Source organism: Polynucleobacter wuianus (genome assembly GCF_001659725.1).
GTDB lineage: Bacteria > Pseudomonadota > Gammaproteobacteria > Burkholderiales > Burkholderiaceae > Polynucleobacter > Polynucleobacter wuianus.
This window is the reverse complement of the sequence record NZ_CP015922.1, coordinates 300,485-324,857: the sequence shown is the minus strand read 5'-3', so window position 1 is coordinate 324,857 and position 24,373 is coordinate 300,485. Positions and strand designations below refer to the sequence as shown.

The following is a 24,373-nucleotide window of genomic DNA, read 5'->3' as shown; positions in this document are numbered from 1 at the left end:
ATGTTTTCTGTCTTATTCATCAATCGCTCTATTATTCACCAAACTCCACAATTGATCATCTCGGTAATTCAAGCTCAATACCCGTCTAAAATAGTGCAATGCATATTAATGAGAAAAATCGCACTCCCAAGCTTGCTGAAGAAGATGAAGGCCCAAGCAAGTCTGAGTTAAAGCGCCAAATGACCGAACGCCAGAAATTAGCGGAAGTATTGGCGGCCTTGAGTAGCGACGCCCTCAAAACTATTCCTCTTGATGAAGCTATCAAGACTGCTATTTCAGAAACCAATAAGATTAAGAGTTTTGAAGCAATTCGTCGCCATAAGCAGTACTTAGGAAAACTGATGCGCTTTCTGGACGAAGAAGAACTCGAAGCAATCCAAAAACGCTTGGATGCGATTCAAGGAGTGAGCAAGGCGGAGACTGCAAAGCTGCATTTCTTGGAGAGTTATCGCGATCGGCTTATCGCTAATGATGAAGCCTTTACCAAAATGATTGAGCAATATCCCGATATGGATATTCAGAATATGCGAACACTGATTCGTAATGCGCGTAAAGAAAAAGAGCAAAACAAACCGCCTAAGGCTTATCGAGAAATCTTTCGCGTCTTAAAGGATATGGGTCTTTAAAGTTTCAAGTTACGTGAAGGTACTTCAACCCAGCGATAGAGCAAAGTCGCTGCAACCCAGCTAGTCGCGATCGCCACCAACATCAAAGCAATTGCCAACACACCATTGTGAAGATGATTCATGCCCCAAGCAATATATACAGTGTTGGCTAGCAAGATAAACGAGAAGTGAATTAAAAAAGCGCAATACGATCTTCTACTGCCCCAAAGGATTGCATTGACTAACTTATGTGCCTTGTGATGCTTCTGATCTTTATAAGCCCAATCTCCGAAAAAAATCAGAGCTATGGCAACGCTATAAGCCAGGATGTTTCGCAACCAAAATTGATGGAAGCTTGATACAACTATCACAAGACCAATCATAACCATCAATATTTTGGCAAAACGGTTAACCGAAGGATCTGGATAGTTTTTACAGAGCTGAGCCAATATACCCAAGCCATAAGCACCGATAAAGTAAATGAAATAGTTCTCATACGATCCATCTCGATTGAAATACAGCAAGGATGTAACACAGAGGACTAGCATCATCCAGATGAGAGATCGAAGGCCTGGGAACATGCTCAACATGATTGTCAGAATCGCATAGAGCTGCCAATCAATTGCCACATACCACACACCAGCCGATATGGAATCTAGGCCTAAGATCCCTTGCAAGAAAAACAAGTGCGCTAAAAATTGACTCAGGGTTTCTGATTCACCTATGAATTCATCTTGCACCCAAAAGCGCGCCACCCAAGCGCAAACGATAGTCACTAGCAAAGCCACAACATAGGGGGCAAACAATCGCAGGTAGCGATTAAAAATCGTTTTCAGAGCAGTTTGGGGATTTTTTAAGTCACTAGTGCGCGTCAGAGACTGAGCCGCTAAGTAACCACCCATCACCAAAAAGATCTGTACTGCATAACGCCCATACTCAAACAGCCAGGTCATGATCCCCGGCAACAGATTTCGAGCATCTTCAGCAATCTGACCGTAGCTCGAAAAATGATGAAGAATGATTGTTAAAGCGGCAAAAGTCTTTAAAAAATCAACGAGAAGGAAATGGTTTTTTGACTGCAAAGAGGCAACTTACTGAAGGGTTCAAAGGATGACTAAGTGCTAGTTTAATGAAGCGGCGTAAGCAGCAATTGCCTCGATGTCCTCGTCACTTAAACCACGCGCCGCGCTACCCATTGTGCCATCCATATCCACGCGACTACCAGATCGAATATTTTTAAGTTGCGTCACGATGTACTCAGACGACTGACCAGCCAAGCGGGCAATGTGCTTCTGGCCCTGTAACTGTGCCCCATGACAAGAATTGCAGTACTGGGCACTTGAGATCTGTTGACCTTTTGCAATCTTTTCTGCATTACCAGATTTTGCTGGTGGCGGGGGCAGAAAAGCGTAGTAAGCAGCAATATCGCGCATGTCCTGATCGCTCAGAGGCATTGCCAATGCTTCCATTGCACCGCCCTTACGCTGTTGTCCTCTGAACTGAATCAATTGATAAGTAATCGACAAAGCTGGCTGCGCCGCAAGATTCGGGATCTCCGGTGCAATGCCAATACCGTTTTCACCATGACAGGTAAAACACGTTTGTGCTTTTGCTTTGCCTGCGACTGCATCAGGTGGAGCAGCATTACTATTGCATGACAGAAAGAGAGAAGTAAAAAAGGCCACCCTGAGGATGGCCTTAGTGCTAGAGATCAATTTCATTTGCCGTAAGAAACGCGGAAGATAGCGCCAGTCTCATCATCTGAAACCAACATAGAACCATCTTTGAGCATTTGTACATCAACTGGACGACCCCAGAAATTCTCGCCATCTAACCAACCAGTAACAAATGGCTCGGCTTTCACGACTTTGTTATTGGAATCGAGCACTACGCGCACCACTTGATAGCCAACACGTTTTGTTTTATTCCAAGAACCGTGCTCAGCAATAAAGATGTTGCCTTTGTATTCAGCCGGGAATTGCTTGCCGTTATAAAAGCGCATACCCAATGCAGCAACGTGAGCGCCCAAGTTGTAAACAGGCTTGTCAAACTCATCGCATGAACGGCCTTTTCCAAACTCAGGATCCAAGAAGTCGCCTTGATGGCAATGAGGGTAACCAAAATTCATACCTTTTGGACGCACCAAGCGATTCAAGGTATCACTTGGCTTATCTTCTGCAACCCAGTCACGGCCATTATTGGTGAACCACAGTTCTTTTGTGCCAGGCTGGAAGTCCATGCCAACACTGTTACGAACACCGGTTGCCACAGTTTCCAAAATATTGGTTTTGAGGTTCAAGCGAACAATCGTCGCATGAGTTGATGGTGGCACAACAATGTTCGCTGGTGTACCAATCTGAAAATACAAATACTGCCCATCAGGACTGAGCTTCATAAACTTCCAACCATGTGGCTCATCTTTAGGGAGTGCATCAAAGACTACTACCGGTGCAGGTGGGTTATCTAAGTTCTGCTCAATATTGTCGTAACGAATGATGCGAGAGAGTTCAGCAACATAAAGCGAGCCATTGGTGAACGCAACGCCATTTGGGCGATGCAAACCTTTAGCAATCGTTTTCACTTCGCGCTTACCGTCTTTAGTAATGACCGCATACACATTACCTGTAAAACGAGTACCGACAAACACAGTACCGTTTGGAGATTCAGTCATAGAGCGACCGTTTGGCATACCCGATGCCCACAACTCAATCTTGAAGCCAGCTGGCACTTTTAACTTGCTGACAGGAATTTCATCTGCAGGCATCGCAGAAATACCAGGAGGATTTGGTGCCAAGGATGGATTCATACCATCCGGTGTTCTACCCTGCGCCCAGGTTGGCGGAATTGCCGGCGCTGCAGCTGGTGCCGGAGCAGGGGCTTGAGCGCTTGCCAAAGTAGCAACGGCCATACCTGCAGCGAACATTAAAGAATGAATTGTTTTTAATTTCATGGATACGTCTCCCAGTGTTGTTTTTATTGCGCTATTAATAGCTTCTTCTTATTTGCTATGAACTGCATTTTGTTAAATCCTAAAGCATTTTTAATACATTCACACCAAACCCGAACTACTGCACTGCACCAAATCCTAGAAAGTCACTCGCGCGCCCACGGTAATTGCCTGAGGCATGCCAGCTTGATAAGCGGTTGCCTGAGAGGCAATATTAAATGTGACATATTGGCGATTAAATAAGTTCACCACCGAAGCAAAGACGGAAGCTTGCGGAGTTACTTGGTAATTCGCCTTTAAGCCAACCACTGCATATGCGGGAACCGGCAAAGATCCGGTTGCCATCCAAGAATTCCCCACATAGCGAACTGTAGTGGTCAGACTTGCCTGTGGCACAGGGTAATAAGTAATTGCGGCATTAGCCATATTCATCGGAACGCCACCAACCTGAGTATTGGTTGGATCTGTAGTTGCACTCCAGGTCAATACGGTACGAGTGTATGCATAACCGCCATCTAAAGCCCAATTAGCGTTGACATCTTGGTGATACTGCAACTCAATACCACGGCTTAATAAGTTTTGTTGGTTAGTGTAATAACTGACGTTGGTAAATCCGCCAGAAGTGGAGCATCCCTGCGCAGAAATAGGAATACCGCTGGCGCTACAAAGACCATATGCAAATGCAGAATTAGCACTTGTGATTTTGTAGCTAGTAATTGCGTTCTGGATGTAATTATTAAATGCCGTTAGCTGTGCAAAGCCACTCTTCCAGCGATAATCTGTCCCTATTTCATAACCCGTCATAGTCTCCGGCGTTAAATTTGGGTTTGAAATAGAGTAACCAGTAGTATTGTTTCCATAGCTACGCAAAGTATTGTTCATGCTAGGCGCGTGAAATGCTTGATAAGCCGCAGTACGCAAATTGAGATCATCCGTTGCTTTATAAACCAAGCCTAGTGATGGGCTGAGCTGAGTCTTACTCTTATTTGGGATTGACTGATAAAGCGGATTTGCGCCATTGGACCCAGCGTTATATAAGGTTGGCGTCTGACTATTCCACACATCCACTCTTGCACCTAAAGTTGTCTCCAAAGGAATAGCACTGGCATTGGATTTGATCTGTCCCAACAACCCATAAAAGTTTTGCTGTCCCTGTGCATAATTCACAGAGTTGACTGCACCACTAGACAATAAATTATTGGTTGTATTAGAAGCTGAGATATTTCTAGCATCAACTCCCACAATATATTGATCAATCCCAGCGGCCTTGAGATCTTGCGTATATTGAGCAGAAGCTCCTATGGTTGAATAAGGGTCGGTGTAATTGGCATTGATATAAGTGCCAGCACTATTTGCCGTTTGCTTATAAAAATTGGTTGCCTGATAGTAAGCATTGATCTGCACTTTTTTATCTATATCCAAGTTGGTAGTCGATCCGCCCGCCACATCTGCTGTTTGAATTAAATTAGGCGCAATAGCAAAGTTATTACTCAAGTCAGCCATAGTGCTGTAACCCATTCTCAAGAATGCATTGGTATCTTGAGTGGGCTTGAAATAGTTTTGTAGGCGAATATTAGAGTTTTTCGTAACATCTGTAGTCATACCCTTGGTATTACTTGGTGATGCGGGATAAATCGTGGCGTAGTTCTGAAAGCCTTCACTTGAAAAGTAGTCAGCAGAAAGTCGCATTTGCATTACATCAGAAACGATTAAGTCTTTTGATGCTGCCACATTACCAGTGCCAAATGAGCCTATGCTGGCAGAGACATCTTGAGAACTATTTTTAGGAGTCTTGGTATTGATATTAATCACACCGCCCATGCCATAGTTGCCATACAAGCTAGAAACACCACCACGCACAAACTCCACTGATTCAATCGATGACATGGGAACCAAATTCCATTGCACCGTTCCGTAAAAAGCATCGTTGGCAGGCAAGCCATCAATCAGCACTAAAGTGCGGCCATAACCCAAACCACGCACGTTAATACTCTGACCTGTAGGATCTTTTTGATAGTAAGGTACGTCATTCAAAAATACGCCTGGTACGTTTTTGAGCACCTGATCAATTGTCTGATCAGGGGAGGACTCCAATACCTCTTTTGTCAAAATTGTCGTATTGAGTGACATTTCATCTAGAGGCGTTCCCGAGCGGGTGGCATTCACCACCATATCGTTTAGTTTTTGATCGTAATTCGGAGGCGGCGCAATTTGCGCCCAAGCGTGGCCTGTTAGCAGAAGAAATAAGGGGATTAAGGCATGAGCGAACCGTTGTAGCCACTCATTGCGCAGGTTCTTACACATGACCATTATTGAGGGTGCACTGCCTGCATTACTTCTGATTGCTTACTTTTTCTTAGGTCTGCTTTTGCCCATCAAAGAAGCGAGCATCGGGTTTGCCTCTGCAAGCTCTTTTTTGGTTTTGGCATGCGCTTCAGCGACACCGGGTTTAGGCGTCTTGGCAGCATTCTTCATACGCTGAGCAGTAGTCAAGGCCAAATTCTTATAGAGATCTGTTTTTTTCATTGCCATGACTATTGCTCTTTATTTGTATGGTTTTTATTTAGTTAGTGATTTGGCAGCAAAGCCTAAGAACAATAAAGACCAGCCCTGCAATAACAATTCAATAGCGATCAATAAGCCTGGCAACCATAAGCTTGATGATGGGAAGTTATTCATGATGAGCACGCCCATCAAGATAGAAATTGCAGCAGATAAGGCAAGCCAGAACCACTCAGCAAAATGGCGATGCTGAAATGCGGATACCAAGCGCAAGAAACCCGTAATAAAGAAGATTGCCGCAAGCCATAAAGTGATAGCCTCTAACGCTGGAATCGGAAATGCCCAAACGTAGATGGCAGCACCGATATATAAAACCGCAAAGATGAGCTGAACAGTAACGCTTTTCCAGCCGGTTGATTTGAAAGCATGAGCACCTTGAAGCACGCCACCCGCAAACAAGAAGATACCAAGAACGTTTACTGACACTAGCGAGAAAAGAACCTGACCAGCAACGCCAATCATTCCAAGAATGATGAACAAGATGCCAAGGCCAATAAGAGCTCCCGGGACTTTTGCAGCAGCACCTAATACATTAGCGCGAATTGCTTTAATTTGATCTACAGATAAATCGGCCATATAAAACCCCTCTAGTTATAAAAATGGGAACCACTTCGTTGCTACTGCATTACAAACGATCATCTACTGAATCAATAAACTCTCGCACCGCCTGATTAAATCGTGCGGGCTGCTCAATATTGGATAAATGAGCAGCATCTTCAATAATAACCATCTGTGAGCCATCAATCAGGCGATTGAGCACAATCCCCTGATCTACGGTGCATGCAGGATCATGGCGACCAGATAACACTAAGGTTGGCGCCTTAATCTTGAGTAGCATCGTACTTTGCGCCATATCGCGCACTGCACTACCGCATCCAATATAACCATCAACATTGGTAGCCAGAATCATTTGACGCACTTTTTCAATATCTTGTGGAGCTCGCTCAATAAATGGTGTAGTAAACCAACGCGCAATCGTGCCATCAACTAATCCTACAAGGCCTTTAGTACGGGCAGTTTGAAAACGATCTTCCCACAAACTCCGTGGCGGCATTTCGCTAGCGGTATTACAAAGGGAGAGGGACAGAATACGTTCCGGATAGCGAGCGCCTAATTGCTGACCAATCATGCCACCGATGGATAGCCCCATGAAATGGGCTTTCTTAATCTTGAGAGCATCTAATAAACTAGCTGCATCGTCTGCTAATTGAGCAATGCTATAGAGGCCTGGAGCAACGCCCGACTTACCATGTCCTCTCTTGTCGTAACGGAGCACGCGGTAACGGTCAGTAAAAGCAGGTATATTCCAATCCCACATACTGCCATTCGCCATCAAACTATTGGCTACCAAAAGTACTGGACCATCCTCGGGACCATCAAATCGATGGGCAATATCAACGCCATTCACATTGACAGTTTTTGCATCTTGTAATTGAGTCATTTGTCTCCGCCTTGTTTCTTATATGTACCTAGTGGCCTCTATTTATCTATTTTTAAGACCGTGTTAGATTATCCATTGAAACGCTGCATAACGCATTCATACAAAACCATAAAAAACGCTTATTAAAAGCATAGGAGACGTGATGTTTACATCAAAGATTCAGGGCAGACTCATGCTCATCTTCAGCCTCGTATTTGGGACAAGCCTGGCAATTGCCCAAAGCTACCCCAATCGCACCGTCAAAATGATCGTACCCTTAACGACTGGTTCAGGAGCTGATATCGCCGGTCGCGTTGTTGCCAAGAGCCTTACCGAAACCTGGAAGCAACCCGTCATTATTGAAAACCGTCCGGGTGCTGGCGGACTGATTGGGACAGGTGTTGTGGTGAACTCGGATCCAGATGGTTACACCTTGCTTGTGCAATCAGCATCTTATGCAGCCAATCCTGCTATCTATAAAAAATTGCCTTATGACCCTCTCAAGAGTTTGATTGATGTTGCGATTCTTGGGCAAACCCCTTATGTGATGATTACCGCCGCCGATGGTCCCTATCAAACGATTCGTGATTTAGTGATTGCCGCAAAATCCAAACCCGGTGAAATTACCTTCGCTTCAGCGGGTGTTGGCAGTTCTACACACTTAGCTGCTGAGTACTTTAACCAGATGATGGGCATTAAGTTAATCCACGTTCCCTACAAAGGTTCACCAGAAGCGATTCAAGACACCATGTCTGGCCGCACTGCTTTTTATATGGCGCCACTTGATACTGCTATTGGACAACTTAGAGGTGGCAAGGTACGTGCATTAGGTGTCACTAGCAAGACTCGAAACGCGGCAGTCCCTGAAATTGCTAGCGTCGCTGAACAAGGCTATCCGAATTTTGAAATTGGGCTTTGGTTTGGTGTTTGGGCGCCCGCAGGAACACCTGCTGCAGTGGTGAAAAAAATTAACACTGATATCAATCAATCGATGCAAGATCCTGAAGTGAAAAATGCTTATGAAACTAAAGGCATCAAAGCGACACCGATGAGCCCATCAGAATTTAGCAAATTTGTACGCGAGGAAATGGCGAAGTATCAAAAGATTGCTAAAGAAGCCAACATTGAACCGCAGTAATCTGCAGTCCTAATGCCTCATCCTCAAGCGCCACTGTGCCAAGCCCCAGATCCAGAAATTCGGTCACCAAAGATTGCATTTCCAGCTGGGGCTATAGATTGTCACGCACACATTTGCGGGCCAGCAACTCAATTTCCCTATGCACATGAGCGAATCTATACACCACCTGACGCTACCCTAGAGAATTATGAGTCTTTACTCGCTATGCTTGGCGTTGATCGTGCAGTATTAGTACAACCTAGTGTGTACGGCACCGATAATCAAGCGATGTTGGCAGCACTCAAAGCGCGACCAGAAAAGTTTCGCGGTGTTGCAGTCATCTCTAATGATGTCAATCAAATTAACGAAAAAGAATTAGAACAACTCCATAATTCTGGAGTACGAGGCATTCGTTGCAATATTGTCGATGTTACAGATAAGTCTGCTGGACTGCCAATTCAAAATCTCAAAGCTTTAGCAGAACGTATCAAACCTTTTGGCTGGCATCTCGAACTCCTCATGCATGTCAATGAATATCCCAACTTAGCCAAAGTGTTTGAAAACTTTCCGGTAGATTTGGTATTTGGGCATTTTGGCTATAGCCATGCAAAATATGGGATCAGTGATGCAGGTTTTCAGGGGCTATTAGAGTTACTCAAAAACCAACGAGCTTGGGTCAAGATGACGGGACCCTATCGCATTTGTGATAGCGATCTTCCTTATGCCGATATGCGAGCATTGAATGATGCGGTTATTAAGGCTAATTCAGAAAGACTGGTTTGGGGAAGTGATTGGCCCCATGTGATGGTTAAAAAGCAGATGCCTCATGATGCTGATCTATGCGACCTCTTTGGTGAATGGATTACAGACTCAGGCTTAAGAAAATCTATCCTGGTTGATAACCCCTGTATTCTGTACGACTTCCCGACACCGAATTAATAAATACAGTTGAAAGAACTTTAAATGGATACTACCCTCACTATTATCTTAGGCATTGTTGCGATGTTGCTTCCATTGGTGGTAGGGCGTCTCGTTTGGAAGCGCTTTGACAAGTGGTTTGGTCGCAACGATCAAGCCTACATGGATAGTCTGGAATACTTCCTAAAGAAAATCGGCTTTACCGCACTCGTTGCCTTCATTTTATTATGGGTTGGCATTAGCCTAGTCTTCAATGGCAATGGCGCCGCACTAGCTTAAGCAATATGAACGATCAACTGAGAGCCATTTTGACAAAAGCAAAGTTGAACTTTGTCATCCTAGCCAGCATCATAGTCATTGCAGTACTAGGTAGATTTACGAACCCTGAATTAACCAATTCAATTTTCGTTACTGCAGATCAGTTAGTTTCTGATCTTTATTTGGTATTTATTGCAATTACCTTGGGCGCATTCATTCCCAACTTCAAACTGGTGGCTTTTGGATCGATTGGCCTCTTTATTTCTACAGCCATCCTCATACAACTCAAAGTCTTTAACTACCTCACCACCGAATACCTATTTGCAGTGTTGATTGTGACTTTAGGATTTGCATCGATTGCAAATCTATATAGGCATTATCGAGAATATGGCCTGTAAGACGGCTTAAGCTCAATCCAAAAAAAGCCCCGCTTAGTTCATCACTAATTGGGGCTTTTAATTACAAGACTTACTCCACTCGCCAAATAAATTACTTTTCGAGCGCTCCATAAATGACTGCGTTGAGCTGCTCACGGTGCACCTTACGAATCTCTCCTGGTGCTACAGCCATCATGACAACAACCATTTGCTCTTTGGGGTCTACCCAAAAGATAGTGCCGTTAGCGCCATTCCAAGTGAAATCGCCAACATTGCCGTTGATGGCTGAAAGACCACGCTCCATACGAACTGCAACACCCAAACCAAATCCATAACCTACGCGCCCTGGCTCGGTACCGCCAACATTGTTCTTGATGTCTTTATTTAAATGATTTGACGTCATGAATGCTACCGTTTGCGGGCCAAGAACCCTCTTGCCATCCAAGCTGCCACCATTAAGTAGCATCTGACCAAAACGCACATAGTCACCCGCGGTTGAGAATGCGCACGAACCACCACAGTCAAACTTTACTGCTTGATTCAGAATGTCAACCTTCTGCGGCTTACCCGTGAGCGGATCAATTGGTAGTGGTTGAGCCAAGCGAGCACGATCCTTTTCTGCTACCTGAAAAGTGGTATTAGGCATACCAACTTTGCTCCACACGCGCTCTTGCAATATACCGCCTAAGGGCTTGCCAGCAATTTTTTCTTCAATGATGCCCAGCACATCAATACCAAAACCGTAATCCCAAGTAGTACCAGGCTCGTAAAGCAATGGATTACTGGCCAACTTATCAATAAATTCTGATGATGTGTATTGCACTGCTGCTGGTGCCGAACCAGCAGGAAATAATTTATGGACAGGAGTTGTGCCACGTCCACCATAAGTAAGGCCATTAGTGTGGCGCATCAGGTCTTGAACGGTAATGGGATTTTTTGCAGGCACAGTTGTGAGATTTCCATCGGAATCAACCTTGCCGACTTTCATATCTTTAAATTGCGGAAGCCAATTAGAGATTGGGGCATTGAGTGGCAACTTACCCTCTTCATAAAAAGTCAGTGCACCAACGGATGCCATCACTTTGGTCATCGATGCCAAGTTGAATATGGCATCTGTAGTCATGGGCTTGCTATTCGCCTTATCTGCATAACCATATGGCTTAAAAATGACTAACTTGCCATTTTTTGCTACTGCTAGCACTGCCCCGGGCAATTGATTATTAGCAATCTGATCAGCAAAAAAGGCATCGATTTGCTTGAGACCCTCTGGACTAAATCCTTGGCCAGAGGTGCTACTCATTGGTAATGGTGCTTTGGGGGCATCGGCAGCATACAAAGTTGTTCCGCCCAACAATCCACCACTCAAGGCAAGGGTTAGGCTAAAAGCCCGTAATTTGTTCATTTTGTCTCCATGTTTTGTTTTTGGGTCTTTTTTTAACCCTCTGTTATTACCGCACAAGGCTATTGAAGCAGACTTTTAAAGGAAGACTTCTTTTTCATCCTATATATCTTCAAGTTATATAGGATGGATTTTTGAGTATTTGGAGGAATATTGAAAATCCATGACAATCGTTGGCTATGTACAAATATGACCATATTGACCAAACCCTTGTAGATCAACGGGTTGCACAATTTAAAGACCAGGTAGCCAGGCGCCTTGATGGCAGCCTTGCTGAAGAAGAATTCCGTCCATTGCGCTTACAAAACGGGCTCTATCACCAGCGCCATGCCTACATGTTGCGCGTGGCGATTCCATACGGATTATTTAATTCCAAACAATTGCGCACGATGGCGCTCATTGCTGAGAAATATGACCGCGGTTATGGTCACTTCACAACCCGTCAAAACATTCAGTACAACTGGGTCACTTTAGAAGACACACCGGATATCTTAGCTGAGCTTGCCAAGGTGGAGATGCATGCCATTCAAACTTCTGGCAACTGCATTCGCAATATTACGAGCGATGCCTTTGCTGGTGTTGCTGGTGATGAATGTGTTGATCCACGCCCCGTCTGTGAATTACTCCGTCAATGGTCAACATTACATCCTGAGTTTGCACACTTGCCCCGTAAATTTAAATTTGCAATCAATGGTGCCAAAGAAGACCGTACGATTCTCCTTTGCCACGATGTGGGGATTGAGCTTAAGAAAAATGAACATGATGAACTGATAGCTGATATCTACGCTGGTGGTGGCATGGGTCGTACCCCAATCTTAGGTTCACCCATTAAGACTGGATTACCGTGGCAGCTATTGCCAAGCTATCTCACTGCTTTGCTGCGTGTGTATAACCGTTTTGGTAGAAGAGACAATCTTTACAAGGCTCGCATCAAGATTTTGGTTAAAGCCTTAGGTTCAGAAGAATTCGCACGTCAAGTTGAAGGTGAATGGCTACACATCAAAAATGGCGATGACAATTTCACGCAAGCTGAGTGGGATCGTGTTGCAAAACACTTTACTAAGCCTGCTTACAAGAACTTGCCAAAACTACCTGATGAGCAAATTATCAATGCGGCAAGTGAAACAGAAAAAACTACTTTTGCTAGATGGCTAGAGCGTAATGTAAAGCCACATCAAGTGCCTGGCTATGCCAGCGTCATTTTGTCACTCAAGCCTCACGGCTCTGTTGCGCCTGGTGATGCAACAACTGTACAGATGCTAGCTATTGCCGATTTATCAGACCGATACAGCTTTGGTGAATTGCGTGCAACGCATGAACAAAACTTAGTTCTTGCTGATGTTGAGCAAGCCAAGTTGTATGAACTTTGGCAAGAAGCCAAGAGACAAAAAGTAGCGTTACCTAACATTGGCCTACTGACCGACATCATTGCTTGCCCCGGTGGGGATTTCTGCTCTTTAGCAAATGCTAAATCCCTCCCGATTGCTAAAGCCATTCAGGAACGCTTTGATGATTTAGATTACTTATTTGATTTAGGCGATATCAGTCTAAACATTTCTGGTTGTATTAACTCTTGCGGCCACCACCATGTGGGCAATATTGGTGTTTTAGGTGTCGATAAAGATGGTGAAGAGTGGTATCAAATTACCTTGGGTGGCGAGCAAGGGAATGATGCCTCGATTGGTAAAGTGATCGGACCATCTTTCTATGCCGATGAAATTCCAGATGTAATAACGAACATCATCAATACTTATGTTGCTCAGCGTAATGGTGACGAGCCTTTCATTGAAACCTACCGTCGTCTTGGTGTAGCTCCATTTAAAGAGGCAGCATACAAAAATGCCAAGAAAAAAGAAAAGCTAGAGACTGTTGGGGATGCATCATGAGCAATATCAATACGATCCCAGCTCACGAGCAAATTTTGCACTTTCCAAAAGGGCAAAAACCGAGCCTAGCTCCCAATGAATGGCTTATTTGGCGCGGCAATAATAGTAAAAACGAAGATGCAGGTACGAATTCAAGACTCCCGGATTTAGACCACGGCAAAAAGAAAGTGCTCGTACCATTTGGTTGGTGGATCACCCATCACAATGAATCTGACATTCAAGCTAAAGCCAAAAATGGTCAGATTGGTGTTTGGTTTGCGGCTGATGAAGATATCCTTAAGCATGCTGACCTAATTAAACAAGGCAAAGCAGTATGGCCGCTTGTTGCTGCCCACTTCCCTATCTTTAGGGATGGCAGGAGCTTTAGTACTGCCGCGCTACTACGCGATCGCTTTAATTGGGCCGGTGAAATCCGCGCTATTGGTGACGTGCTCATCGATCAACTCTTGCAAGGTGCTCGTGTTGGCTTTGATAGCTTTGCATTACGCCCTGATCAAAAAACGGATGTGGCTTTAAAGCAATTTGATTTGTTCTCTGTGACTACTCAGAATAGCTGGCGTGGTAAGCGCGCTACTCTGATCGCCTAAATTCTTAATTTCAATATGTGTACAACCTCTATTAACACTCCATACCCAAGCCTCTCTGGCCAATTGGGGAAAGTATATTTAGTTGGCGCTGGTCCAGGTGCAGTCGATCTCATTACGGTGCGCGGCGCAAAACTACTAGAACAAGCTGATATTGTTTTTTATGACGCACTTGTTGATCCAGAAATGCTCCATCTTTGCCCACAAGCAGTTCAAGTAGCAGTAGGCAAGCGCTGTGGCAAGCTCTCTTCTGCGCAGCAGTTTATTAATAAACGCTTAGTAGATGCTGCTCAGAAATACCAGACTGTAGTGCGTCTTAAAGGTGGTGACCCTATGCTGTTTGGGCGTGCCGATGAAGAAATTCAAACGCTGAAGGCTGCGGGCATTGTAGTGAAAGTGGTGCCCGGAATTACAGCAGCATTGGCTGGCGCAGCCAGTATTCAGCAATCGTTGACTCTACGAGGAGTTAGTAGAAGCGTTGCTTTTGTGACCTTAGCTCAAGGTACTGAAAACTTAACTACTGGACAACCGATTGCCAATCCTAGTGCAGATACCTTGGTGTATTACATGGGTCGCAAAGATGCGGCAAAGATTGCTCAGCGCTTAATTGAGCAAGGACAATATGGCGGTACTCACCAGCAAGATACACCCGTGCAAATTTTGGAAGCAGTCAGCACACCACGCGAGCGTTTTTGGAGTAGCACTCTGCAAGAATTAGCTGACGGCAAAGCGGATACTTGGTTTGACAGCAGCTCACCCGCACTGATTATGGTTGGCGAAGCCTTAAGAGATCCATTACAGAGCACTAGCGCCAAAATCAATAATGGCTTGCAAGACAGCCACATTTTCGCCAACAGCCGGCGTCGTGCTTAAAGTGATCTGAGAAAACTTTTCTCGGCAAGCATCTAGCAATACCGGAAAGTCATTGCGCAAATGACCGCCTTGACCAAAAAATACTGGCACGACAGTGATATCCTTGGCGCCTTTAGCACCTAAGGTAGCGACTGCTTCTTCTAAAGAAGGTTGCATCATCTCCAGAAATGCAAGCTCTACAGGTACGTCCGCATGCTGCGCTCTCCAGAGCTCTGCCAGTCGATCAAACGGCTCACGCCAACGAGCGTCTCGAGCACCATGCCCAAAAAGAATGATTGCCTTCATAAATACCTATAAACTCTCATCATAAGCTGTCAAAATTAACATCTCTTGAACGATAAGCTTAACCGCAAATTCACAAAAGTGTGTTTGCATCCATTAGATAAGATCTCTTCATGGAAACGCTTCACTCCCTAGCTAACCAGACTTGGTTTATTGGTCTGATGGCAGTCGCCCTAATTGGTGGTGTACTCTCCGCTGTGCATCATGCCGAGGTAGTAGCCCATAAAACTGGTGAGCCCTACGGCGCTTTAGTGCTAGCCATTAGTGTCACTATTATCGAGGTCTCCTTAATCATCTCGATGATGCTCTCAGGACACGATGGCTCAGAATATATTGCACGCGATGCTGTATTTGCCACGGTCATGATTGTGATCAATGGTGTCATAGGTTTGTGTATCTTTATTGGCGGCCTGCATCATCATGAAATGTCGTTTCGTAACGAGGGGATGAACTCAGCGTTGGCCGTATTAACTGCGCTGGCTACTTTCATTTTAGTAATGCCCATAGTCACTACCAGTACACCAGGTCCGGACTTTACTAAGAGTCAACTAGCTTTTGCTGGTATTGCCTGTTTTGCTCTGTATGGGGCTTTTTTATTTTTCCAAACAGTGAGTCATCGTGACTACTACTTACCCAAAACAGAAGAGAAAAAAACGGATATTAATTTTCATGCGCCTAAGCCTAGCAATCTGAAGACTACAGTAAGTGTTGTATTGCTCATTCTCTCGCTAATTGTGGTCGTCGGCCTTGCTGAGCTATTAAGCCCTGCTATTGAAGCGGGCGTTAAAGCAGCTGGAGCACCCAAAACAATTGTGGGTATCGCTATTGCAATGTTAGTCCTTTTGCCAGAGGGATTTGCAGCTGTTAGAGCAGCTAAAGCCAATCGCTTACAAAGCAGTTTGAACTTAGCCCTAGGTTCAGCACTGGCAAGTATTGGGCTATCGATCCCTACTATTGCCGCTATTGCAATTTACTTTAACCTACCGCTTAGCTTAGGTATCAGCAGTCTGAATATGACGCTGATGTATCTCACCTTTTTTATTGGTGCCTTAACACTAGCTATTGGCAGAACTACCCTACTCCAAGGTGTAGTTCACCTCATTATCTTTTTTGAATACTTATTCTTGAGCTTAGTCCCTTAAAGAAGTCAGAAGTAAAGCAAAAGAGCGCACTAACGATTACAGGCTTTTGAGAAAAATGATAGCAATCGATTAAGCACTGGCTCCCAAGACAAAGGATCAGACTTTACTGGTACCGAAGAGCTTGCGGGAGTGGATATAGCACTGGAAATCGCATTCACTAACGTAGTGTTAGGCGCTGGAGCGCAAAGCTGAGTAACAATACCGCTTGGACAATCCCGATTATATTATTTGTATATCTAACTATAGAGGTTGCTGGCAGTCATTTTACAGAGCTGTTATTTTATGACTGCTCTCTTTTGCGGAATCACCTTAAGAGCAGGTACGTCAAAAGATAAAAAATATCTTTTGACGCCATTATTTTTGCCTGGCTTATAAAATTAAGCTATGTGACAAACTTAAGTCATATTCTCAATAATTCGGAGCAAAGATCCGCAAACCTTTTCTTGCTCTTCATGAGTAATGTCTACCCAAAGTGGCAACCTTAAGATTCTCTCCGCAACATCATTAGTAACATCCATTGGGCCAGATGTTTTTCCTAACTGGAGGCCTGCGGGAGCTGAATGCAGTGGTGCATAGTGAAAGACGGTATTGATCATTACTCGCGCAAGGGCATCTATTACTCTTTGACGATCGACTGATTTGGGCAATAACACGTAATACATATGTCCATTATGCTGACATCCATCTAGAATGATAGGGCGTCTAAGCAGCCCCCTTTCTTCAGACGAAGCAAGCAATTGATGGTAGACATTCCAAATTGCCAACCTCTTATCTGTTATCGATCGGGCTTCTTCAAGCTGCGCCCATAAGAAAGCAGCGATAATCTCGCCCGGCAAATAAGAGGAACCAACTTCCTGCCAAGTATATTTATCCACAATGCCTCGGAAAAATTGCTTTCTATTTGTACCCTTCTCCCGAATAATTTCGGCACGCTCAATTAGACTGAAATCATTTACTAACAATGCACCACCTTCACCAGAAATTATATTTTTGGTTTCATGAAAACTAAAGGCACCTAAATCTCCGATACCTCCTAGCGGGGCTCCATGATAGGTAGACATGAAGCCTTGAGCGGCATCTTCTACAACCTTCAATTGATATTTTTGCGCAATTCGCAAAATTTCATTCATTTCACATGGAACACCTGCATAGTGAACCACTGCAATTGCGCGAGTCCTTGGTGTAATTACCGCCTCTATCAGCGCCTCGTTAATATTGAGTGTGTCAGGACGAATATCGACAAATACTGGCACGCCGCCTCTTAATACAAATGCGTTTGCTGTAGATACAAAAGTGTAAGAAGGCATAATAATCTCATCGCCTGGCTCAATATCCAAAAGCAATGCTGCAATCTCAAGTGCGGCTGTACAAGAATGTGTTAGCAAAGCAGAATTTACCCCAGTTATTAGCTCAATCTGCTTCTTGCATTTCTCCGTAAAAGGTCCATCGCCAGCCAACTTTGCATTGGCATGAGCTTGTGCTATGTAAAACAGCTCCTTACCACTCATATAAGGCTTATTGAAGGGAATGTGCACGCTCATATATTCTCCAGCCAAACTAGTTTATCTTAACCTCAATCAATTGATTGATTCCCTTATTAAATCTTTGCATTTCGTCAGCTGATTCATACTCCAAGAAATAAATTGCAGTCTTATCAATTAGATAGTTGTTGATTTTATCTCCAATTTTTTTCAACTCAAAACGATCGACAATTTTTTTATCAATGTCACCAGAAATAATCATGTCTGAAAACGTTCCATTCATACTGGCCATGGAGCAATGGCGACTGACAAATCTCTTCTGGCGCCAGTCCCCCAATAAATTTAATGGCTTGTTGATACACTGGTTTATCACCGCATTAGCCTGGTCAAAGCCAGTGCTCATTTTTACGGGAATACTATAAAAGTCACCCGGCATTCTCCTTGTATATTCAATAATTCTGTATTCATCACCATTAGTCAAAAATTGTGCATGTAAAATTCCATTGACCAAACTTAGTGCATTTGCTAACTTTTCAGTTTCGGTCCGCATATTTTTAAGCACAGCATCAGAAACAAATGCGGGCGAAGTAGAGGTGGATACCAAATAAGGATTTAAAAATGAGAATTCATTGTCAGCATATTCAAAAACTACTTTTCCATGCTGAATAAAAGTTGAGTAACTATGAAGGGTGCCCTCAAAAAATTCTTCGACGACTATACGTCCCAATCTCGATATTGCTAAGGCATCATCTATTGCCTTAGCAAGTTGATGAGGATCATTAACCTTACTAATCCCCTTTCCACCGGTGAGATCCACAGGCTTCACAATTAAGGGAAATTGCATACCTTTTATCTTAATCAGATCGCCCTTCGCAAAATCAAAACTAAGTGATTTTGTTCGTTTAAGCCCAATCGCCAATGCCAAGCCCCTAAACAGATCCTTATGATGCAAGCGTAGAGTAGTTAAATAATCGTCAAAGCCTGGAAGTGATAAGACCTCAGCAACATAGGCAGAGGAAATGATTGAGAAATCATTGCTACTAGAACAAATAGCATCAATTTTTAAATCATTAGCCAAGGACAACATCGCATCCCTATCCGAAAAGTCTGCCATAACATACTGATTGGAGTATTGATGGCCAAGATCTTCAGGCTTGTTTCCCGTTGTAGTAACAAAGTAGCCCAACTCTTGAGCTGCCTTTATTAGAGGAATATCACTGTGTGAACCACCAGCGATTAATATTTTTTTCAAAAGCTTATCAATGTGTATTTTTGAGTTGGATCCAAGTGGTCTTCAAATTTGCATACTCCTCAAACACCAAGAGTGATTTATCTTTTCCAATTCCAGACTCCTTTACACCCCCAAATGGGGCTGATTCATCATCCTCACCATAACTATTTACATGCACAGTTCCCGCCTCGAGAGCCCGTGCACACAACATAGCTTCATTTAGATCATCCGACCAGATTGCTGCTGCTAATCCGTATTTAGTGTTATTGGCTATTTCAATAGCCTCTTTGACAGCTTTAAAAGAATGTACGACTAAAACTGGGCCAAAAACTTCATTTTGAGCAATTTCAGCATCTAGAGGCACATCCACAAATATGGTTGGAGAAATGTAAAAACCATTTTCATGGGGCATTTTTGGCGCATCTTGAGTAATTTTTTTAATACCAGCCTGCTCTGCTCTGCGAATGAAGCCTTGAATTGATTTGAACTGAGTCTCACTGCACACCGCTCCAACTCTAGTTTCTGGCGCCCATGGATCGCATGGCTCATAAAGTTTAATTTCCTCTAAAAGACTTACTAAAAATTCACTTTCTAATTGCTTGTCAATAAGCAATCTAGACGGTGCTGAACAAATTTGACCTTGGTTATAAAACATATTTTTGGCCAATGTTTTAACAGCCGATGACAAATCAGAGCAATTAGCAGTGACGATAAAAGCACTCTTACCACCACACTCCAGTCCAACTCTTTTCATATTGGACATTCCCGCATCACTCAATATCTGCTTTCCAACAGAGGATGATCCAGTAAAAAAAACACCTCGAATGTCTGGATGCGTGACTAAAGCTTTTCCAGCAATCTCTCCATAACCCGGAAGTATATTTAATACCCCTCTTGGTATTCCAGCATTAATCGCCAGTTGACCCAGTCGAATTAACGAATATGAAGATTGCTCTGCTGGCTTCATAATTAAAGAATTCCCCATTAGAAGCGCCGGAGCTAGTTTCCAAACTGCAACCACCAAAGGATCGTTCCAGGGAATGATGGCTGCAACCACGCCCAAAGGTTCAGAATTAATTAGGCAAATCCGATCTTGCGCAGGCGTAATACATGTGCCTTGCAACTTATCGATACACTCCGAGAACCAGCGAAGAGTCTTAATTGCTTTGGGAATAGAATCATTTAAAAAATTACTATACGCACGACCAGTCTCGATGGTGTCTAAAAATGCCAAATATTCTTTGTCTTGCTCCATTAAATCGGCAAGCTTTAAGAGGCATTTTTTTCTCTCTTCAGTTGATTGGGTTCTCCAGAGGCCAGACCGAAAACTCTCCTGAGCACAGACCACGGCTGAATTTACATCCGCAATCGAACAAGCCTTAATTCCAGGTAGCTGAGCGCCATCAATTGGCGAGACCTTTTCTATTAACCCGCCAGTACCCTCTTGGTAGACGCCGCCCACAAAACTTCGCACCTCGATACTAGCCAAGTCAGGTTTAACCATAACCTAAAGCCTATATGAATAGGTCGTAATCATTAATCGGGGCACCAAAACCATTAGCTAAGGCATCCTCAATTGCAATATTAGATTCATTGCGTATACAGTGCATTGGACAGTCGCGCGATGGGTCAAGATTTTTCATAACTTCAGCTCGCTGTGGTCCATGCCACATCTCACTAAATGTCATCGCATTAACATCACCAATATTCTTTTTTTCTACACCTCTAAAATAGGGGCAAACATAAACGCCAGATGAAGTCACTAGGGTGCGCATATGGGCAACAGCGCAACGCTTGTATGCTTTTGGCTCAAGATTGGATTCGCCACGTAATGTAGCGCGCAACTTCAAAGCCTCAATGACCTTGAATGTATCAGTCTCTAAAGTTTTGGCATAGTCAATCTGTTCCTCAACAATATCTGCAACAGCTTGCTTTTGCATCACCGAGAAGTGATTGACGTCATACATTGGCTTGACTTCGAAATAATCACACCCAATATCCCTTGCCAATTTTGCGCCAGCATAAATCTCATGCGCATTTGTCTTTATATGAGAAAGGGATTTCACCTTATCGGTATTAATCGCAATGCCCTTAAAACCATAATTTCCCTCGGAGAAGACCATAAAGGAATAACCCAGCTTACCCTTTTTTACTTTGGCATATGCCTCCATATTGCTAATGGCAGATTCAAAAAGAGATTTCCCAGTCTTAGATGGTCGAATGCGATTAAACGTTTCATCAGTAGCAGCGTCCATAGATACGCGAACCCAATCAGCAAATTTTGCTGTAACGTCTAAATGCTTCTTTAAATATAATCCGTTGGTTGTGATACCAATTTTAATGCCTGCATCACCAAGCGTTTGGATTACCCATCCAATATCCAAATGCATCATAGGCTCACCACCACCAATCAGTATGACCCCCCTAACCCCCGCCTCCACCATCTCATTGGTTAAATCTTTAATGCGATTGCGCTCAATTTGCCCTTGGTTAAGCAAAGTCCCACTGATACAGTCTGGGCAAGCTAAATTGCAGTTTGAAGTAGGGTCAAATTCGACAATGAAGGGGGCATCGCTGGTAGTGGTCCAATCAACACCTTTAATGTAGTCTTGGACAGTTTTTTGCTTTAATTTCTCTTTAATATTTAAAGTATTTTTTAAATGTTCTGTCATAATTAAACCTAGGTATTGTATTAAGACTCTATTGTATACAGTCTCAATTAGGAGTACTTAAGAATTGACTGACCCCCACCTTTCCATAGTAATTCCCATTTACAGGAATGCAGATCACTTAACCCCCCTTAATAAAAGGTTGGTCAAGACTCTCCTCAAAATTAATCCCCATTTTGAGATTATTTATGTATGCGATGGTAGCCCAGATAATTCCTGGCTAAAAATTCAAGAGCTAGCCACAAGTGATTGTCGAGTAAAAGGTATCAATTTTAGCCAAAATTACGGTCAACAATCAGCTATTTTGGCAGGATTGTCCTCGGTCAAAGGGATGTGGGTCATTGTGATGGATGGCGATCTTCAAGATCAACCAGAAGACATTACGATCCTCTATGAGACAGCGATTAATGATGCCAAAGATATTGTGGTCAGAAGAAGGATTAATAGAAAAGATTCAATATTTACGAAACTAACGTCTGCACTCTATTATCGTGTTTATAACTTTCTGATTGATGATATCAAATATGATGGCGCTACAGGAAACTTTGGCATTTATTCCCAAAAAGTTATTCGCGCAATCAATCAGTTTAAGGAAGATGACCCATCCTTTGCCTACTATGCAAAAATGGTGGGTTTCTCAAAAAAATATATTGACATCGAACAAAACTTTCGTGAGTCCGGTAACAGTAGCTATACATTCTCGAAGAGACTTGCACTCGCCTTAAACTACTTTATTTCTCACTCAACAAAACCAATCAAAATTATGATCGGTTTTGGATTGTGTATATCAGTCATTTCAGTTGTTACTGGACTAATTTTTATCTACAGATATTACGAGTACGGCGTTAGTATTGAAGGCTGGACTAGCATTGCCGTTCTACTATTTTTTCAGACCGGCCTTATCACTTTCTTTCTGGGAATGATTGGTCTATATGTAAGTAAAATTTTCTTACAGAGCAAAAATAGACCTCATTACATAGTCCAGGAAACAATTAATCTTGAGAATGAAATTAGAAATTTTTAGTAGTAGGGGCTCAGATAAAGTCATATATCTTGTGACCACTGGTGTATTTTTGTGGATTATTAGCTACCATCTAAATCTAATTATCTCGCCAATTCAACAAGAGTATCGTGAGGGCGCCCAGCTAATTCTATCTAAAGATTTTTCTCAAGGAATTTATCCTTACTCCTTTGCCAGCGTCCCATTGGACACAAACCCCTACGGCATCTTCTACCAACTCGTCAGCTACTATCCAGTCAAGGCATTTGGATCAACATTTTTAGTTCATCGAGCACTTAGCAGCGTCTTTTTAATTGCCTCACTTTTAATAGCTCTGACGGTATTAATCAAAAATGAAGTCTGGCTTCCCCTATCACTTACGACTATCAGCTTAATATATGTCTCTCTCTTATTTGGATCAACTCCACTAGCTAGGCCGGATGCGCTGGGGGAGCTATTGTTTTTAGGTGCGGTATTTATTCCATACCTAAAAAAATTCAACTACCCAAGTTTATTGGCTTCATGTGGAATACTTTTTTTAATATTCTTTACTAAACTCTACTTTGTAACCGCTTTTTTTATAGTCTTATTGTACTTATTCATTTTTATCTCAAAGAAAAAGTCTTTGATATATGGACTCTTATTTTCAGTAGTTTTTGCAACATGGCTGAGCATCAGCTACTTTTTCACGGATGTATATATAAACCAGGTAATAGGGTCAATGGCAAAGGCAACCAGCCTATCTAATGCAGTACTAAGACTGCAATTAAATTTTTATTTTGTGTCCCATTTGTTAGTTTTCATTCTAGCGCTAATGCTTACGATTAGAATTTCGAAAAACAAGAGAAAAATTTTTGAAAAAAGATATTCACTCAGCCCCACTATACTGCTGAATTTAAGAACACTAGACAAACCGCTGGTTTATTTCCAACTCTCCTACCTTAGCTTTGCTTCATTAATTACTTTTGGGCTGCTCTGCCTTATTTGGGGGAGAAACGATGGCGGCTGGATGTGCTACTTCTATCAATTACTTAGTCCATTTTTACTCATAAGAATTGCATTGCTATTCAATAGAAATTACAGGCAAATTGGAGCAGTAGTTTTTCTTTTAAACGCAACCCTCTTTTTTGCCATTTATTTCAACACCCAAAGCGCTATCATTCAAAATAAGGGATGGGAACGGGTACAGGAACTAATTAAAACGCCCCAAAATATCTATGGATCGGCAGCGGTAAGTGGCATTCTTGCTCAGGGTAACAAAAAAGTTTACGACACAGGCTTATCCCTAGGTTCTTGGGCCTCGATTTACAAACCAAGCGGATTTGAACAATTATTTCAAAACAAGAATGAAGTTATTCAAAATGCAAATGAAAAATACTGTAACGAAATTCTTAACCAACTCTATACGCATCAGTTTGATTTGATACTCATGTATGGGGCTTCAATTGCATTTAAAGAAAGTGAGCTCCAAAATTATGGATATCGGAAAGAATCTGTAATTCCGATATCCTTTCCACACACCTTTCAAAGTTACAATCTATCCGTCTGGATCCCCAACGATGATGCTCAGGTTAAGCAAAAAGCCTACAAGCAATGTCAGGTTTATCAGTGATTAGTTTGGG

24 protein-coding genes are annotated in these 24,373 nt (G+C 43.0%); 11 read left to right on the top strand and 13 right to left on the bottom strand.

From position 1 onward, the window contains the following. Positions 1-98 precede the first annotated feature (98 nt). Complete coding sequence (yjgA, locus tag A8O14_RS01750; RefSeq protein ID WP_068947935.1) at positions 99-626, top strand: ribosome biogenesis factor YjgA; 528 nt, start codon at positions 99-101, stop codon at positions 624-626. Here yjgA and A8O14_RS01745 read toward each other — a convergent pair. The 7 genes from A8O14_RS01745 to pcaD all read right to left on the bottom strand — a co-directional run bounded on the left by A8O14_RS01745 (position 623) and on the right by pcaD (position 7,555). Further along, entirely contained in the window at positions 623-1,687 is a 1,065-nt protein-coding gene (locus A8O14_RS01745) for an acyltransferase family protein (RefSeq protein WP_068947934.1), read from the bottom strand. The two genes, yjgA and A8O14_RS01745, sit on opposite strands and share 4 nt — an antisense overlap. A gap of 39 nt (positions 1,688-1,726) precedes the next feature. Then, positions 1,727-2,326: a c-type cytochrome gene (locus tag A8O14_RS01740; protein WP_068947933.1), complete on the bottom strand. Its 600-nt coding sequence runs from the start codon at positions 2,324-2,326 to the stop codon at positions 1,727-1,729. After that, a complete protein-coding gene (locus A8O14_RS01735) occupies positions 2,323-3,555 on the bottom strand; it encodes a PQQ-dependent sugar dehydrogenase (RefSeq protein ID WP_082913071.1) in 1,233 nt (410 codons plus the stop codon). Before A8O14_RS01735 ends, A8O14_RS01740 begins: the two co-directional genes overlap by 4 nt. A gap of 135 nt (positions 3,556-3,690) precedes the next feature. Continuing rightward, positions 3,691-5,856 (bottom strand): TonB-dependent receptor, encoded by a 2,166-nt coding sequence (locus tag A8O14_RS01730; protein WP_161484803.1) that lies wholly within the window; start codon positions 5,854-5,856, stop codon positions 3,691-3,693. 42 nt (positions 5,857-5,898) lie between these two features. Further along, positions 5,899-6,084, bottom strand: coding sequence for a hypothetical protein (locus tag A8O14_RS01725; RefSeq protein WP_068947931.1), 186 nt, complete (start codon positions 6,082-6,084; stop codon positions 5,899-5,901). A 27-nt stretch (positions 6,085-6,111) separates the two neighbouring features. After that, the gene (locus A8O14_RS01720; protein WP_068947930.1) at positions 6,112-6,690 is read right to left on the bottom strand and encodes an HdeD family acid-resistance protein; all 579 of its coding nucleotides are present in this window, start codon (positions 6,688-6,690) and stop codon (positions 6,112-6,114) included. A gap of 49 nt (positions 6,691-6,739) precedes the next feature. After that, positions 6,740-7,555, bottom strand: a complete 816-nt coding sequence (gene pcaD / locus A8O14_RS01715) for a 3-oxoadipate enol-lactonase (RefSeq protein WP_068947929.1) — start codon at positions 7,553-7,555, stop codon at positions 6,740-6,742. A 142-nt stretch (positions 7,556-7,697) separates the two neighbouring features. Between pcaD and A8O14_RS01710 the strand changes: the two genes are divergently transcribed. The 4 genes from A8O14_RS01710 to A8O14_RS01695 are packed head-to-tail and all read left to right on the top strand — an operon-like array spanning position 7,698 to position 10,225. Beyond that, positions 7,698-8,672, top strand: coding sequence for a Bug family tripartite tricarboxylate transporter substrate binding protein (locus A8O14_RS01710; protein WP_068947928.1), 975 nt, complete (start codon positions 7,698-7,700; stop codon positions 8,670-8,672). A gap of 12 nt (positions 8,673-8,684) precedes the next feature. Beyond that, on the top strand, positions 8,685-9,590 hold the full coding sequence (locus A8O14_RS01705; protein WP_068947927.1) for an amidohydrolase family protein: 906 nt from the start codon (positions 8,685-8,687) through the stop codon (positions 9,588-9,590). Positions 9,591-9,614: 24 nt separating this feature from the next. After that, positions 9,615-9,848: a hypothetical protein gene (locus tag A8O14_RS01700; RefSeq protein WP_068947926.1), complete on the top strand. Its 234-nt coding sequence runs from the start codon at positions 9,615-9,617 to the stop codon at positions 9,846-9,848. 5 nt (positions 9,849-9,853) lie between these two features. Beyond that, on the top strand, positions 9,854-10,225 hold the full coding sequence (locus A8O14_RS01695) for a hypothetical protein (protein ID WP_068947925.1): 372 nt from the start codon (positions 9,854-9,856) through the stop codon (positions 10,223-10,225). A gap of 91 nt (positions 10,226-10,316) precedes the next feature. Here A8O14_RS01695 and A8O14_RS01690 read toward each other — a convergent pair whose 3' ends face one another. Then, positions 10,317-11,606: a serine hydrolase domain-containing protein gene (locus A8O14_RS01690; RefSeq protein ID WP_068947924.1), complete on the bottom strand. Its 1,290-nt coding sequence runs from the start codon at positions 11,604-11,606 to the stop codon at positions 10,317-10,319. 176 nt (positions 11,607-11,782) lie between these two features. Between A8O14_RS01690 and A8O14_RS01685 the strand changes: the two genes are divergently transcribed. The 3 genes from A8O14_RS01685 to cobA all read left to right on the top strand — a co-directional run bounded on the left by A8O14_RS01685 (position 11,783) and on the right by cobA (position 14,946). Further along, the gene (locus A8O14_RS01685) at positions 11,783-13,489 is read left to right on the top strand and encodes a nitrite/sulfite reductase (RefSeq protein WP_068947923.1); all 1,707 of its coding nucleotides are present in this window, start codon (positions 11,783-11,785) and stop codon (positions 13,487-13,489) included. Continuing rightward, entirely contained in the window at positions 13,486-14,076 is a 591-nt protein-coding gene (locus A8O14_RS01680) for a DUF934 domain-containing protein (RefSeq protein WP_068947922.1), read from the top strand. Before A8O14_RS01685 ends, A8O14_RS01680 begins: the two co-directional genes overlap by 4 nt. A 63-nt stretch (positions 14,077-14,139) precedes the next feature. Beyond that, positions 14,140-14,946 carry a uroporphyrinogen-III C-methyltransferase gene (gene cobA / locus A8O14_RS01675; protein WP_068949664.1) on the top strand — a complete coding sequence of 269 codons (807 nt, stop codon included), beginning with the start codon at positions 14,140-14,142 and terminating at the stop codon, positions 14,944-14,946. Here cobA and A8O14_RS01670 read toward each other — a convergent pair. After that, entirely contained in the window at positions 14,869-15,231 is a 363-nt protein-coding gene (locus A8O14_RS01670) for a sirohydrochlorin chelatase (protein ID WP_068947921.1), read from the bottom strand. The genes cobA and A8O14_RS01670 overlap by 78 nt on opposite strands. Before the next feature lie 110 nt (positions 15,232-15,341). Between A8O14_RS01670 and A8O14_RS01665 the strand changes: the two genes are divergently transcribed. After that, complete coding sequence (locus tag A8O14_RS01665; protein WP_068947920.1) at positions 15,342-16,370, top strand: calcium:proton antiporter; 1,029 nt, start codon at positions 15,342-15,344, stop codon at positions 16,368-16,370. Positions 16,371-16,765: 395 nt separating this feature from the next. On the opposite strand, the gene rffA is transcribed toward A8O14_RS01665, so the two are convergent. From rffA to A8O14_RS01645, 4 genes are read right to left on the bottom strand one after another with little or no spacing between them, the layout of a single operon-like run. Then, the gene (gene rffA / locus A8O14_RS01660) at positions 16,766-17,911 is read right to left on the bottom strand and encodes a dTDP-4-amino-4,6-dideoxygalactose transaminase (protein ID WP_082913070.1); all 1,146 of its coding nucleotides are present in this window, start codon (positions 17,909-17,911) and stop codon (positions 16,766-16,768) included. A 16-nt stretch (positions 17,912-17,927) separates the two neighbouring features. Next, on the bottom strand, positions 17,928-19,103 hold the full coding sequence (locus A8O14_RS01655) for an ATP-grasp domain-containing protein (protein WP_082913069.1): 1,176 nt from the start codon (positions 19,101-19,103) through the stop codon (positions 17,928-17,930). A 7-nt stretch (positions 19,104-19,110) separates the two neighbouring features. Further along, positions 19,111-20,586, bottom strand: coding sequence for an aldehyde dehydrogenase family protein (locus A8O14_RS01650; RefSeq protein ID WP_068947918.1), 1,476 nt, complete (start codon positions 20,584-20,586; stop codon positions 19,111-19,113). Between the two features lie 10 nt (positions 20,587-20,596). Then, positions 20,597-21,754: a radical SAM protein gene (locus A8O14_RS01645; RefSeq protein ID WP_068947917.1), complete on the bottom strand. Its 1,158-nt coding sequence runs from the start codon at positions 21,752-21,754 to the stop codon at positions 20,597-20,599. A gap of 64 nt (positions 21,755-21,818) precedes the next feature. Between A8O14_RS01645 and A8O14_RS01640 the strand changes: the two genes are divergently transcribed. Further along, positions 21,819-22,775 (top strand): glycosyltransferase family 2 protein, encoded by a 957-nt coding sequence (locus tag A8O14_RS01640; RefSeq protein WP_068947916.1) that lies wholly within the window; start codon positions 21,819-21,821, stop codon positions 22,773-22,775. After that, positions 22,756-24,363, top strand: coding sequence for a hypothetical protein (locus A8O14_RS01635; protein ID WP_068947915.1), 1,608 nt, complete (start codon positions 22,756-22,758; stop codon positions 24,361-24,363). Before A8O14_RS01640 ends, A8O14_RS01635 begins: the two co-directional genes overlap by 20 nt. Positions 24,364-24,373 lie beyond the last annotated feature (10 nt).